The organism is Acinetobacter sp. YH12227 (genome assembly GCF_013417785.1).
Lineage (GTDB): Bacteria > Pseudomonadota > Gammaproteobacteria > Pseudomonadales > Moraxellaceae > Acinetobacter > Acinetobacter gandensis.
Window position 1 is genome coordinate 15,473 of record NZ_VPDH01000005.1, and the last position, 14,344, is coordinate 29,816.

Consider the following 14,344-nt stretch of genomic DNA (forward strand, 5'->3'; position numbering starts at 1 on the left):
TTTTCAAAATAAAATATAAAGCTCAGTTAGACATTTTATAAAAAACTGTCAACTGGGCTTTATTTTGTCCATTCTATTTGATGGGTATATCAATAAATACAGTCGCATAAAATACTTAAAAATTATATAAAACATATGCTTATTGAATTTATTTTTGGGGCAGAAATTGAGTGTTAAGTTGAAGACGTTAACCGTCTCTATCTCTTTGTTATTGGTTGCATGTGGTGGTGGGGGTTCAAGCACATCCGGAAATCTGAATTCTCCAGAAGATAAACCAGTGATAGATACTAGTGAGGGTTTAACTAAAATCAATGAATTTCGCGTACTGGATGTAGGGGCAGAATTAACAGCGCAAGATTTCTCATTAGAGACTTGGAATCCTTCTGCTATGGCGTTGGACGGCGATATTTTATATATCTCAAATAGCCAAACTTCCTCGCAAATTTTACGTTATGACTTAAAGCAAAAGCGGGCATTAAGTGCAATTGATCCGACACTGCTAACGGGATTAGCAAAAACTTGGGATGGTATCGTTGATATTAGCCTACAAGCAGGTCGTCTATATGTTGCTTCATATGGTTCGAATCGTATTGATGTTATCGACATTGCAACAGGGCAACCTCAGTTTGTAATGGCATTAGGGACCGGCGTGTGGTGGGGAGATGCCTTAAATTATGCTTTAGTACACAGTAATGCCGTTACGGCAGATGATCGTTTTGTCTATGTACCAGATATTCAAGGACGTATTAATGTGTGGCAGCAAAGTGACGTTCGTGCTGAAAATCATTTAAAAGCCAATAAGTTTGCCCGTTTAAGTTTGCCAAATTGTGCACGTAATTGTAATGCTCGGATGCAGAGCATGGGTGACTATCTTTATACCAGTCTGCCAAATGGTACGACCTATGTACATAATTTAAAAAGCTTAAAGCAAGGTGATACGGATGTTGCCCCGATACTGACAGAATCAACATTATCAACGGTGATGAATCAAGCTGCTGATGGTCAAGTTTATGTGTCTCGCAATAATGGCGTAATTGAAAGTTACTTGGCGAAGTCATTTAATACCAAACAAATATTACCAACCAATTTGGTTGATCAATTTAGTAATTATCGTGTGAAAGGCAATGACAGTACGCAAAACCTAGCAAAGGCTAGTGATCTTGTTGTACATGAGTCGACTTTATTGCACTTAGCAAATCAAAAAATTACCCTTTTGCCGATGCGAAGTTTACAGCAAAATAGAAGTAATCAAACGGCACAAGCCACTGAGTTAAAGCAGGCTCAGGCAATACAACAGTCTCGAATGCTACAAGATGGTGAAAGCTGGGAGGTTTTGACCAATAAAGACGAGCGTCATGTGTTCATGGATAAAATTTTATCTGCACAGTTGAATGGCGCAAGTTTAGACATACAAAGTTATAGCGCTGTTCCTGTGAAAGACGTGCAATTGCATGCCAAGTTAAAAAATTCAGATCAGTGGGTCGTGCTAGCGCATATTGATGAAATTCAGGCATTTTCCAAAACACGTTTAGCATTGAAGTTAGATGACCAATCTCGTTTTCCATTGGTGAATGGGCAAGGTTCAATTCAATTGTCAGGTTTAAGCCAAACTCAGCAGATACCTGCGGGACTATTTGATTTTAAATTCCATTCTGATACAGATTTGCATGTTCAAAAATTGAATCAGATTAAGGCCAAATGGAAAATTTTCTTTGGTACCTATAATCAAGAAAATGATCCAGCTTCAAGCTGGCGCAGAATAAACGCGTTATATGCGCGTGAATGGGTCATGATGATGACTAATTTGGCATACATGCTAAGTACCCCTGAGTTTGAACATTTATGGTTTAATCATAAGAAAGTCATGGGGCATGAGTTCTTTGGTAATGCCGGCTTGGTTGAAGGTGAGAATGGCATTTTCAAAGCAGAAGATTACACACGGATTTATCAACAAATTTTAAATCGTAGTGAAATTAACCTTGGCATTACAGCGATGGGTGGCGGTCTTGGTGGTGGTTCAGTACTGGGTGTAGATACATGGATTTTCTATGGACATTATCGTCATTCAGGCTATGGCATCATTGCTCATGAATTTGGACATGGTTTTGGTAGCCACAGTAGTGCATGGTCAAATTCAGCCTATGGTTTTCAACCAATGATGGCATGGTTACATTTCTACTTCCAACGACAAGCGGGATCAATTCCTTATATGGATCCAGATGTGAATAAATTCCATTTGGCATCGCCAGATCAGCTATATGCGGGTGTTACATCAAATATTGTTAATGCCGTTCCGGGTAAGACACCAATGAATATAATTGATCAATATTTTGCAGCGAATCCATTAGCTAAAAAATAATTCAATCCATAAAAAACCGCTCATATGAGCGGTTTTTTTTAATTTAGATGTTAGGCATTATTTTTCAATAATTGCGGTTACACCTTGACCGCCAGCAGCACAGATTGAAACCAATACACGGCCTGAACCTTTTTGATTCAATAGCTTAGCTGCAGTTGCGATAATACGGCCGCCAGTTGCAGCAAATGGGTGACCTGCAGCAAGTGAAGAACCTTTCACATTAAGTTTGCTGCGGTCAATTGAACCTAATGGTGCATCTAAACCTAAACGTTCTTTACAGAATTTTGGATCTTCCCAAGCTTTAAGCGTAGACAGTACTTGTGATGCAAATGCTTCGTGAATTTCGTAGTAATCGAAATCTTGTAAAGTAATACCAGCACGTTCAAGCATACGTGGTACTGCATAAGCAGGGGCCATCAACAAGCCTTCTTTTTTCTCTACAAAGTCAACGGCTGCAGTTTCTTGGAAAGTTAAATACGCAAGGACTTCATGACCATTTGCTTTTGCCCATTCTTCAGATGCCAATAGCACACAAGATGCGCCGTCAGTTAGTGGAGTAGAGTTACCCGCTGTCATGGTACGAGCATCGCCTTTACCAAAAGCAGGCTTTAATTTTGCTAGTTTTTCTACAGATGAGTCTGCACGTAAGTTGTTATCACGATCCAAACCAAGGAATGGCGTAATCAGGTCATCAAAGAAACCTTCTTCGTAAGCAGCTGCCATTTTTTGATGTGAAGATGCAGCAAGTTCGTCTTGCGCTTCACGTGAAATACCCCATTCAAGTGTGGTAATTGCTTGGTGATCACCCATTGAAAGACCAGTACGTGGCTCACCGTTCTTTGGAGCATCCATCAAGTCTTTTACATTGATTTTAGTTAATGCTTTGAGGCGTTCTTTACCTGTTTTTGCGATGTTCAGTTCAAGTAGTGCTTTACGTAAACCATCACCAAAAGCGATTGGCGCATCAGATGTTGTATCTACACCGCCTGCAACACCCACTTCAATTTGACCCAAGGCAATTTTGTTTGCAACAAGGAATGCCGCTTGTAAGCCAGTACCACATGCTTGTTGAATATCGTAAGCAGGTGTTTCAGGAGCAAGTTCTGTATTCAGTACACACTCACGAGTCATGTTAAAGTCACGACTGTGCTTTAAAACAGCACCAGCAACAACTTCACCTAAGCGTTGACCTTGAAGATTAAAACGTTCAACAAGACCATTTAATGCCGCGGTGAACATATCGCTGTTTGAAGCAGTGAAGTAAGCGCCGTTAGAACGAGCGAAAGGAATACGATTACCACCGATAATAGCAACGCGGCGAACTGTGTTTTGACTCATGGTATTATCCTGTTGAACAGACGTTTGAGTTGTTGATTTTGAAACTGTTTTAGTATTTGAAGCTGGTGTTTTAGTACGAATAGATGCACTACGAGGACGAGTCGTTTTAGCCGCACCACTGGTTGACTTGGTTGCTGCGCCAGTACTTTTAGCGGTACGTGGTGTACTCTTTGATGTATTTGACACAGTTTCCGTGGTCGGAGTTTCGACTGCTGGATTTTCTTGAGTTGTTTTGCTCATAAGGCTTTTCCAAGCATGTGGATGATCTTCTTGTTGGGTACATTAGCATATTCACCAAAGGGGTAAATTGACTAAAATGACATTAGCAAAAGCATTCAGGTCAAGCCATCCGTGGTTTAACTCAAGTATGATTCCATGGAAACTGATGGAACTATTGAAATATAAGTATCTGACATCATCTTGAAGTTAAAGGGATATCTTCAGATCCATCAAAAATTAATCCGTATGAGAGATAATAAACATGACTGATCAATACCAAACATTTGCAAAATCTCCTATTGGTAAATTTGTCATCAAAAATTTAGGTTTACCATCACCGACTTTCTTAGAGCGTTTTGAGTCTGCAACACCTGTAGTAAAAGGTGCTGTTTTATTAGGTGCGGCACCAGCTTCAACATTGTCAGGTGCAATTGCTCAAGTATTGGCAAATATTCATGCCAACAGTTATGCAGGTAATAATGCGGAACTACAGCAAGCTGCTGCCAAGTCAGGTTTAAACCTAAGCGCATTTAATGAAGGTGATAAAGAGTCTAAGTTTAAAGTTGTAGTTTTTGATGCATCTGGCATTCAAAATTCAGAGCAACTTCATACGCTTTATGCATTCTTTAATCCAATTGCTCGTCAAATTCAGGCATCTGGTCGTGTTGTGGTTGTGGGTACAACCCCTGAAACAGCGAAGACCGTGAAACAAGCTATTGCACAACGTGCGCTTGAAGGTTTTGTGAAGTCTATCGGTAAAGAATTCAAAAAAGGCATTGCTGCTCAACTTGTCTATGTAGATGAAGGGGCAGAAGCAAACTTAGAGTCTGCGCTGCGTTTTGTTATTTCACCACGTTCAGCTTATGTATCTGGTCAAGTAATTCGTGTTTCGAAAGCAGACGTTGTTGATGTTGATTGGAACAAACCGCTAGCAGGCAAAACTGCGGTTGTGACGGGTGCAAGCCGTGGTATTGGTGAAGCAATTGCGCATGTATTGTCACGCGATGGCGCACATGTGATTTGTTTGGACGTTCCACAACAACAAGCCGATCTTGACCGTGTAGCAGGTGAAATTGGTGGTTCAACACTGGCAATTGATATTACCGCAACTGATGCAGGTGAAAAAATTAAAGCAGCTGCAGCGGCACAAGGTGGTTTGGACATCATCGTACACAACGCAGGGATTACCCGTGACAAGACTTTGGCGAATATGAAGCCTGAACTTTGGGATTTGGTAATTAACATTAACTTATCTGCAATTGAGCGTGTAAATGATTACCTTCTTGAAAATGATGGCTTCAATGCAAATGGTCGTATTGTTTGCGTGTCTTCCATTTCAGGTATTGCAGGTAACTTAGGTCAAACCAACTATGCGGCATCGAAAGCAGGTGTGATTGGTGTAGTGAAATTCACAGCACCATTACTTAAAAATGGTGTAACCATTAATGCGGTTGCTCCAGGCTTTATTGAAACGCAAATGACGGCAGCAATTCCATTTGCAATCCGTGAAGCGGGTCGTCGTATGAACTCGATGAGTCAAGGTGGTTTACCTGTTGATGTCGCAGAAACAATTGCAATGTTTGCATCTACTGCTTCTACGGGTTTAAACGGTAACGTGGTACGTGTTTGTGGACAAAGCTTGTTAGGGGCTTAATGTAATCCCTCCCGATCTCCCTTTGTAAAAGGGAGGAGAAAAGTCCCTCTTTACTAAAGGGGGATTAAAATTCATTGGGAAAGTTAACCTCTCCCTAACCCTCTCCTTTAAGGAGAGGGAATTGCTTTTAAATAGATATATTTATAATTAAAAGGTTCGGTATGAATACTCGCCATTTTAGTCAACTTCCAAAGCCTTATTTAGCCTATCCAAAAGTGATTCAAGGCTTGATTTTTAAAAAGCCAAAAGGTGAAAAAGTTCTGCCGCAAGTTGAATATGTGGTGGATTCTTTTAAAGTCGATCAAAAGCATTTAAAAGCTTATAACGAAGTCTGTGGCTTTAAAAATAATGGTTATATTCCGGCTATTTATTTAGCGGTGCTTTCGCAAAGCTTACAAATGCATATGATGACTACTGAAGCATTTCCATTTGCGATTTTAGGATTGGTACATATCCGCAACCAAGTGAAGCAATATCGTAAAGTGGGTGTGAATGAAACATTATCGCTATCATGCAAATTCGGTGAATTGCAGCCACATGATAAGGGTGTGCAATTTGACTTTATTACCACTGCAAAAGTTGGTGATGAAGTTGTTGTGGAATCATTAACCACATATTTAGCACGTCAAAAAACTGAAAATAAAACAGCAGCAAAAGCTGCAGAAGCGAAGCCAGCTGAATTGCAGGTTCAAGCGCAGTGGGATGTTTCAGAAAATACCGGTCGCCGCTATGCGCTGACTTCAGGTGACTTTAACTTGATCCACATTCATGCTGTGACGGCTAAAGCATTTGGTTTTAAACAAGCGATTGCCCACGGTATGTGGAGTAAGGCTAAAGCTTTATCGAGTCTGAGTTTGCCAGAGGCTTATGAAGCAGATGTCTGGTTTAAACTACCGATGTATCTCCCATCACAAGTTGAGTTTTTAACTGCTCAAACTGGACAAGATACCGAGTTTGCAATTCGAAATAGCAAAAACAAAAAACCGCATGTAGCGGGAAGTGTAAAAGCACTGTAAGACTTAAGCCTAAATCGATATCGATTTAGGCTTTTTTGTTTTAATCTCAGACAGTTCATATAAAAAGGAATGCAGGATGCAGGCGGTCAAGGAATACTTATTTGCACAAAAGCATAATTATCAGGGTACTGTAGATCGTGCCTTTCAAGATTTAGCCGAACAGTTCAGTCGAATGCAGGATGCACGAACTGATTTAGGTGGTGCCGCTTTGGTGGTGTATTTCCAAGGGCAAAAAGTAGTTGATATTTGGACGGGTAAAAAGTCAGCCGAAGAAGCTTGGCAGTCCAATACACCCTCAGTCTGTTATTCTACGGGTAAAGGAGTACTTGCGACGCTTGCACATATATTAGTGAGTCAGGGCTTTTTAGATTACGACACACCTGTTGCCAAATATTGGCCAGAGTTTGCACAAAATGGAAAGTCGCAGATTACCTTAAGACATATGTTAAGCCATCAAAGTGGTTTATATGACATACGAAACAATATTGATACTGCTTCGGAAATGGCAGACTGGTCGCATATGCTGCATATACTCGAACAGGCGACACCGCGTTTTGAAGCTGCCACAGATGCTGCTTATCAACCTCTAACCTTTGGCTGGCAAGTGGGTGGAGTACTCGAAAAAGCCACTGGCAGATCACTTGTAGAATTGATGCAGCAACATTTGGTAGAGCCATTGCAATTAGATCATGTATATTTTGGTGTGCCTCAAGATAAACTCTGTGAAGTTGCAAGACTAATTCCAAAAAAGAAGAAGGCAGAAATAGTAGATGTTACAACCCAACAAAATAGTCAAAAAATAGCTAATTCAGAAAACTCTATTTCAAATAATGTTAAGAAAAAAAAGCTTACACACAAACCTTCCATGCTAGATAAACTGTTAGAGCTTTCAGGTCAAAACTTGCAAGACTTTCAAGATGGCATGATTCCAAAAGGTATGCGTCAATTTTCATTTTTTAGTGATGAAGGCTTGCAAGCAATCATTCCTGCGGCCACAGGTGTGTTTAGTGCTACTAGTCTTGCAAAGATATATGCCATGCTGGCGAATCAAGGGCAATGGCAAGGTCAAACCTTGATAAAGTCCGACACCTTTAATGAATTAAGTACGGTTCAATTTACCAAACGAGATCGAGTAATGCCTCTGCCGATGCATTGGCGTTTGGGCTACCACCGTATTCTAACGTTAGGGAAGTCTAGCAAAGGTTTTGGGCATATGGGCTTTAATGGTTCTGGGGCCTGGTGTGATCCGCAGCGCGATTTGAGTTTTGCCTATACCCATAATTTTCCGACAGGTTCAATCACGGGTGACTATCGTTTATGGGGCCTAACTCAAGAAACTTTACGCTGTGCAGATAAAGTATTAAAAGGGCGTAAAGGCTGGCTTTAAGAATAAGATTGCGTCAATGTGAATAGGGGAATTTAGCAATCTATGTTATTTTCCCTTGCAGTTTTAAAGGCAGTGATATGTTTTATGAAAAAAGTGATTTTGATTCATTTGGTGGCAAGTTCTGCATTGTTGGGCTGTCAGGACACAAAAAAACCTCAATCAAATGACAACACAGCAATCACTGCGGAAAAGCAACACGCGGCCTGGGTGGGTAATTATAAAGGTACAACGCCGTGTATGGGATGTCTTTCTCGTTGTGAAGATTGTCCCGGTATGGCTGTGGCTCTTGAGCTACATGAAGACCAAACTTATACACTCACTCGTGAAAGTCTAAGCGGTCATAATGACATTGAAGTGCTTAAAGGTGCAATTCGTTTTAATGATGATACTCAGCAACAGTTAGAGTTAATGCATGTGCAAACGCGCAATCTATTGTATGTAGATTTAGATCAGCAATTGCTCGAAATTCGTGAAGACCAGACGGCGAAACGCTATCAAATGCAGAGTGATTTCCTTTTAAATAAAGCAGTTTAAACATTCGAAATTTGTATTAAATTTGCCTGATTTTGAGGATAGCTCAAGATCGGGTTTTTATTGTTCAAACTGTGCCATTTATTTCACTATTAAGCAAAAAAACAGTATGCTTACACCTGTAAAAAGGAGCATACATGTATCAAGTACTTGCACGAAAATACCGTCCACGAAATTTCATTGAACTTGTGGGGCAAAACCATGTGTCACGCGCACTCACCAGTGCCTTAGAACGTGGTCGGTTACATCATGCGTATTTGTTTACAGGGACACGTGGTGTAGGTAAAACTACCATTGCGCGTATTTTGGCAAAATGTCTAAATTGTGAAACAGGGGTAACCTCAACCCCATGTGAAGTTTGTCCAACCTGTAAAGCAGTAAATGAAGGCCGTTTTATTGATTTAATTGAAATCGATGCGGCATCACGTACCAAAGTTGAAGATACCCGAGAACTACTCGATAACGTTCCTTATGCTCCTACACAAGGCCGTTTTAAAGTCTACCTGATTGACGAAGTGCACATGCTATCAACGCATTCATTTAATGCGTTATTAAAAACTTTGGAAGAACCGCCAGAGCATGTGAAGTTTTTATTTGCAACGACAGATCCACAAAAATTACCGATTACTGTAATTTCACGTTGTCTACAATTCACTTTACGTCCTTTAGCAGTAGATGAAATTACTACGCATCTGACTGATATTTTAAAAAAAGAACAAATTCAAGCTGAGCAAGATGCGATTTGGCAAATTGCTGAATCTGCACAAGGTTCACTGCGTGACGCATTATCTTTAACTGACCAAGCCATTGCTTATGGTCAGGGTTCAATTCAGCACCAAGATGTTAAAGACATGCTGGGTTTAATTGACCGCACTATTATTTATGATTTGATATTAGCGATTCATCAAAATCAGCGTGAAAGGGTAAGCGGTTTATTACTGCAATTCCGTCAACAAGCCTTAGATGTTTCTTTAGTTCTAGATCAATTAATTTCGACCTTGCATGAATTGGCATTGTTGCAATATTTGCCAGACTTGGCTTTAAAATATAGCGCCGAGATTAATCAAAAAATCATGCAATTGTCGCAGTTAATTTCTGCACAAGATTTGCAGTTGTATTACCAAGTGGCTTGTAAAGGTCGTGCAGACTTACAGTTGGCGGTGACACAAGAGCAAGGTTTTGAGATGTGTGTGCTACGTTTGTTAGCATTCCGTCCATTACAACCGAATGAAATGTTAGTTTCTGCGGTACAGCAAGAAACAGCAGCACAGCCTCAACTGATTCAAGCGCAGACGAATACTCAGCCATTAGATGAGCAACCTTTAGAACAAACGAATGTGAATGTGCATCATTCACCAGTCAACGTTGCTACTGAACAGCCAGTTTCTGCAGCTGTGGTCGATACGCCGCCAGTTTTCGATGATTTTGATGATTCACATTATGATGAAGATGACGGTTTCGCATCAGCACCTGCTATCGATGAACCTTCATCAGATGACTTCTTAGATGAAGAGCTAGACGAGCAGTCAAAAATAGCAGATGCTGAACCTGAAAGTGTACACGCCGTAGTCGATGTGAGTGAACAAGCTAAATCTGTGACTACTGCACAAAATGACACGATAGTCATGGATGCAGCTACTGAAGATACGCTATTTGATTTAGATGAAACGCCTAGTGTGGCAACGGCGGAGGTTAATGCAGCCGATATTGATTTCGAAGAAATTGCACCTTTAGAGTTAAGCATTACAGAATCTGTTCAAACACCACCAGTTGTGGAAGATACTCCGGTTGCTGTTAAGGTTGAAGATACATTTGATTTAGCTACACCAGATGTTGCTGAAACTACAGAGATGAGCGTAGTTACAGCACCTGTCAGCGTTAATCTTATGCCTCAGGATATCTTGACTTTACAGCCACAAATACTTGAAGGTGAGTGGACTGTCGATAAGTGGGAGTATTGGTTCCGTAATAGTCAACTTTCACCGGCAGTACAAGAGTTGGCACAGCATGGCATTATGAGCGGAAGCATTGACGGGGAGTCGATTTTCCATATTCCCAAAAAATATGAAGCTTTAGTGACCCAGTTACAGCATGTTCTAGAACATGCCATCCGTGAGCAGTGGTCAAATGTTCATTTCCAAATTCGTTTTGAAGATGTAGATGATGTTACGCCATACGCATTACAGCATGTGCGAAAAGAAAAAGCTTTTGCTCGTGCGAGTGAATTACTGCATGCAGAGCCAGTGGTAAAAGATTTACTCAAAAGTTTTGATGGTGAATTACAAAATATCCAACTTAAATAAGCGTTAAGTTGGATACAGAATAGTTGAATAAATAAAAACTTATTTGACTAAAAATTGCATGAGAGCATCTCGCATATCATTCGGTATCGAGGTGCTTTTTCGTGTTTGGCGGTCAACAAAGACATGTACAAAATGGCCTTGTGCGGCAGCTTGGTCTTGACCTTGTTTGAAAATAGCAAGGTCATAACGTAGCGAAGAATTGCCAATTTTACTAATTGCAACACCTACTTCAATAATCTCTGGATAAGACAATTCTTGTAGAAAGCTACAAGCTGAATCAACCACTAAACCAATAATTGGGGAGTCTTTTAATTGAAATCCAGCATGTAGAATTAAAAGTGCGTTAGCTGCGGTGTCAAAGTAGCTGTAATAGGTCACGTTATTGACGTGACCATACATATCGTTATCGGCCCAACGTGTTTGTATTGGAAATAAAAAAGCATAATTTTGGCGTAATTTTAATACAGGTTTCATTATTGTGGATTCTAAATATACTTAGTACTGTTCAGTTGTTTTACCCAGCATTAGATAAAAGATCAAGCTGATATAAAAGATAAAAAGGTCATTACAATTACAGAATGACCTTTTCAAAGAATGTATTTATCTAAAAAGAAACGCTTAAAAACGATATCCAAGACCTACGTAAGTCACGATAGGATTAATTTCGATTTCGCTACGTCCTTTTAAGATCGTTGCGCGAGGTATATCTTTGCCAATAAGTTTGGTATTTCCAATGACATCTAATTTTGCTGTAGTGGATAAATGGGCATAACTGACAGATGCGGTAGCGAACCAGTTTTGATTTAAGTTGTAGTCAAAACCTGCAATAGCTACAGGTGCAAAGGCATCATCAACTTTAATTTTTCCTAATTCAGGTTTTAATATAGCCAATAGGCCATTACTATTCAGTTCTGCATTGACATTCGGGTCTGCTTTAACATCGCTAAAATGTGCATACATCACACCAGCCCCAACATAAGGACGGAACTTATTGTTGATGGATCCGAAATGGTATTTTGCCAACAAAGTTGGGGTATACGCATCGGTTGTCGCAATTTTATCGAACTTACTTAAATCTGCAGCTTGTCCAACAACAGGTAAATCAATTGTTCCATGTCCAGAAAGTTCCATTTCTGGTGGAGCACCTAGAACCAGTTCTAAAGAAACGTTATCGTTAACAAAATAATCAAGCATTAGGCCTGCAGTATCAGCATCTTCAACTTCAAAACCTGCGCCCGGTGATGAAACTGAGCGTTCACCTAATAGGGGTGTTTGTTTTGTCGTCGAGCCAGAAATACCTTGTTTTTCACCTTGTGGCATCACATGTAACCAACCTGCTGATACGGCAAATCGTTTACCGTCACTGGTGGCTGCATGAGTTACAGAAAATGCGCTTAAAAGAGCAGTTGCCAAGATTGTTGTTTTATATAATTTTATAGCTAAGTCCATCTTTGTGTTTAGGTTCTCAATATCCTTTGAACCTGTTGATACAATCATAGGTTATGAAATCAACAAAACTCGTGAATAGTTAATAAAAATTACACAAGGTTTAAATTATTTGAGTATTTGTAAAAATATATAAATTCATATAAAACAGTCACATAGTGATTTTATTTAAATATATATTTATAATATATTGATTAATATGTATAAGTTATAAATAGTTGTTTGTTTGAAAAATAAACAAATATAGTGACTATAGTGTGATTTGTATCACACTACAATTTGTGTGAAAATTACAATTAAACATAGATCGCTTGATAAATATCCCGAGCATCCTGTAAATTAAGTTCACGTGGATTATTTTGCAATAAACGTGTTTGCAATAAGGCATCATGTGCTAACTCATCAATCATCTGTTCAGGCACATTGAGTTGATTCAATTTTAATGTCAATCCACTAGAATCTAAATGATTTTGCATGTGGTCTATGAACAAGTCACATAAGCCATCAGTACAACCTGTACTATATGGATCAAGCCAAGTCATGAGTTCAGCATAGTGTTGTTTCGCTACAGGAGCATTAAATTTTAAAACCTCAGTGAGAACCAAAGCATTGGTATGCCCATGCGATAGATGAAAATGTCCACCAAGCGGATATGCCAAGGCGTGTACGGCAGCAACGGGAGAATTTGCAAAGGCTTGTCCAGCTAGCATTGAACCTACCAACATGTGTTGCCTTGCTTCTAAATCATGTCCATCTTGTAAGACCAATTTCAAATTTTTATTGAGTAGTTTTAAGGCTTGTTTTGCAAGCATGTCGGCATAAGGATTCTTTTTTACTTTGGAGGTATAGGCTTCAATCGCATGTACCATAGCATCAATGCCAGTTGCCGCTGTGATATGTGTAGGTAGGTCGCGGGTAAATGTTGCATCAAGGATAGCGATATCAGCATATAAAACAGGTGAGACGATGCCTGTTTTGGTGGTTTTACCGGTAGTAACAATAGAAATAGGGGTAACTTCTGAACCTGTACCTGCTGTAGTTGGCACTAAAATTAAAGGTAGTCGTGGGCGTTTTGCATTTCCCACGCCATATAAGTCAGCAAGTTGTTGTGTTTGTTCAGGATGTGCCAAAATTGCAATCAGTTTGGCTACATCCATTGAACTACCACCACCAAAACCCAAGATCAAATCAATTTTTTCATTTTTGGCAAACTGCACAGCATCTAATACGATGTGTTCAGCAGGGTCGGCCTGAATGCTTGAGTAAACAACATAGTCTTGCTGCATACTTTCGAGTATTTCAAGCAAAGGAAGATGCAGTTGTTGTTTTAGCATGCCGGGGTCTGTAACCAGTAGTACGCGTTTCGGTTGATATTCTTGAAGAACATCTTTTAATTGCTGAATCGAGCCTAAGCCAGAAATAATATTGCTGACGGTTTGAAACTGAAAATTACTCATTGGCTTATCCCTAATTTTTATATCGAAATGAACATTATTCTTGAGTCTTGATATAGGATTCATCTTGTAAATAACTTAACATAAGACGCTTGAAATAAAAGTACTCTTGAGGTTGTTATGTCATCCAGCACGCCATACAAGGTGTTGTGTGTTTGTTTAGGAAATATTTGTCGTTCTCCCACGGCGGAAGTGGTTCTGAGACATTTTTGTGATGAAGCTCAACTCAATATACAGGTCGATTCTGCGGGTACAAGCAATTATCATCCTGGTAAAGCGCCTGACAGTCGCAGTCAAAAACATGCAAAATTACGTGGTTATAATTTATCGTCGTTGCGTGCACGTCAATTAACCATACAAGACTTCATTGATTTTGATCTGATTTTGGCGATGGATTATGAAAATTTAAAAAATATTCAACAACTCATGGCACAAGCTCAACGCCAATTTGGCACATTGCGTGCTCAAATCTCGCTTATGAGTCAGTATGATGGTCAATATCCGCAGCAGGAAGTTCCTGATCCTTATTATGGTGGGGATGCTGGATTTGAACACGTTTTAGATCAATGTGAATCGAGTAGTCAGGCCTGGGTCAATTTTTTACAAAATCAATTTAAAGCACAGCAGAATTATTAAG

At 39.7% G+C, this 14,344-nt stretch carries 11 protein-coding genes; 7 read left to right on the plus strand and 4 right to left on the minus strand.

What is annotated here, in order from left to right:
- Nucleotides 1-166: 166 nt before the first annotated feature.
- Nucleotides 167-2,359 (plus strand): YncE family protein, encoded by a 2,193-nt coding sequence (locus FTV09_RS01810; protein WP_180056504.1) that lies wholly within the window; start codon nucleotides 167-169, stop codon nucleotides 2,357-2,359.
- A gap of 57 nt (nucleotides 2,360-2,416) precedes the next feature.
- Here FTV09_RS01810 and FTV09_RS01815 read toward each other — a convergent pair whose 3' ends face one another.
- Nucleotides 2,417-3,937, minus strand: a complete 1,521-nt coding sequence (locus tag FTV09_RS01815; protein ID WP_180056506.1) for an acetyl-CoA C-acetyltransferase — start codon at nucleotides 3,935-3,937, stop codon at nucleotides 2,417-2,419.
- 241 nt (nucleotides 3,938-4,178) lie between these two features.
- Between FTV09_RS01815 and FTV09_RS01820 the strand changes: the two genes are divergently transcribed.
- The 5 genes from FTV09_RS01820 (at nucleotide 4,179) to dnaX (ending at nucleotide 10,807) form a co-directional block, all read left to right on the plus strand.
- Nucleotides 4,179-5,570, plus strand: a complete 1,392-nt coding sequence (locus tag FTV09_RS01820) for a 3-oxoacyl-ACP reductase (RefSeq protein ID WP_067767367.1) — start codon at nucleotides 4,179-4,181, stop codon at nucleotides 5,568-5,570.
- A 161-nt stretch (nucleotides 5,571-5,731) separates the two neighbouring features.
- Nucleotides 5,732-6,586: a MaoC/PaaZ C-terminal domain-containing protein gene (locus FTV09_RS01825; RefSeq protein WP_180056508.1), complete on the plus strand. Its 855-nt coding sequence runs from the start codon at nucleotides 5,732-5,734 to the stop codon at nucleotides 6,584-6,586.
- A 76-nt stretch (nucleotides 6,587-6,662) separates the two neighbouring features.
- Nucleotides 6,663-7,973, plus strand: coding sequence for a serine hydrolase (locus FTV09_RS01830; RefSeq protein WP_180056510.1), 1,311 nt, complete (start codon nucleotides 6,663-6,665; stop codon nucleotides 7,971-7,973).
- Nucleotides 7,974-8,057: 84 nt separating this feature from the next.
- Nucleotides 8,058-8,507, plus strand: a complete 450-nt coding sequence (locus FTV09_RS01835; RefSeq protein WP_180056512.1) for a copper resistance protein NlpE N-terminal domain-containing protein — start codon at nucleotides 8,058-8,060, stop codon at nucleotides 8,505-8,507.
- A gap of 134 nt (nucleotides 8,508-8,641) precedes the next feature.
- A complete protein-coding gene (gene dnaX / locus FTV09_RS01840; RefSeq protein WP_180056514.1) occupies nucleotides 8,642-10,807 on the plus strand; it encodes a DNA polymerase III subunit gamma/tau in 2,166 nt (721 codons plus the stop codon).
- 39 nt (nucleotides 10,808-10,846) lie between these two features.
- Here the strand turns inward: dnaX and FTV09_RS01845 are convergent, their stop codons facing one another.
- The 3 genes from FTV09_RS01845 to FTV09_RS01855 form a co-directional block, all read right to left on the minus strand.
- The gene (locus tag FTV09_RS01845; protein ID WP_171256709.1) at nucleotides 10,847-11,284 is read right to left on the minus strand and encodes a thioesterase family protein; all 438 of its coding nucleotides are present in this window, start codon (nucleotides 11,282-11,284) and stop codon (nucleotides 10,847-10,849) included.
- Between the two features lie 141 nt (nucleotides 11,285-11,425).
- Nucleotides 11,426-12,244: an OmpW family protein gene (locus FTV09_RS01850; protein WP_180081131.1), complete on the minus strand. Its 819-nt coding sequence runs from the start codon at nucleotides 12,242-12,244 to the stop codon at nucleotides 11,426-11,428.
- 305 nt (nucleotides 12,245-12,549) lie between these two features.
- Complete coding sequence (locus FTV09_RS01855) at nucleotides 12,550-13,710, minus strand: iron-containing alcohol dehydrogenase (RefSeq protein ID WP_180056516.1); 1,161 nt, start codon at nucleotides 13,708-13,710, stop codon at nucleotides 12,550-12,552.
- 117 nt (nucleotides 13,711-13,827) lie between these two features.
- Between FTV09_RS01855 and FTV09_RS01860 the strand changes: the two genes are divergently transcribed.
- Nucleotides 13,828-14,343 (plus strand): low molecular weight protein-tyrosine-phosphatase, encoded by a 516-nt coding sequence (locus FTV09_RS01860; protein ID WP_067767351.1) that lies wholly within the window; start codon nucleotides 13,828-13,830, stop codon nucleotides 14,341-14,343.
- Nucleotide 14,344: the final 1 nt, after the last annotated feature.

Bases quoted from the DNA above. Each gene is read 5' to 3' on its own strand.
- FTV09_RS01830 (WP_180056510.1), top strand. From the start codon at position 6,663: ATGCAGGCGGTCAAGGAATACTTATTTGCACAAAAGCATAATTATCAG.
- FTV09_RS01820 (WP_067767367.1), top strand. From the start codon at position 4,179: ATGACTGATCAATACCAAACATTTGCAAAATCTCCTATTGGTAAATTT.
- FTV09_RS01855 (WP_180056516.1), bottom strand. From the start codon at position 13,710: ATGAGTAATTTTCAGTTTCAAACCGTCAGCAATATTATTTCTGGCTTA.
- FTV09_RS01825 (WP_180056508.1), top strand. From the start codon at position 5,732: ATGAATACTCGCCATTTTAGTCAACTTCCAAAGCCTTATTTAGCCTAT.
- FTV09_RS01815 (WP_180056506.1), bottom strand. From the start codon at position 3,937: ATGAGCAAAACAACTCAAGAAAATCCAGCAGTCGAAACTCCGACCACG.
- dnaX (WP_180056514.1), top strand. From the start codon at position 8,642: ATGTATCAAGTACTTGCACGAAAATACCGTCCACGAAATTTCATTGAA.
- FTV09_RS01860 (WP_067767351.1), top strand. From the start codon at position 13,828: ATGTCATCCAGCACGCCATACAAGGTGTTGTGTGTTTGTTTAGGAAAT.
- FTV09_RS01835 (WP_180056512.1), top strand. From the start codon at position 8,058: ATGAAAAAAGTGATTTTGATTCATTTGGTGGCAAGTTCTGCATTGTTG.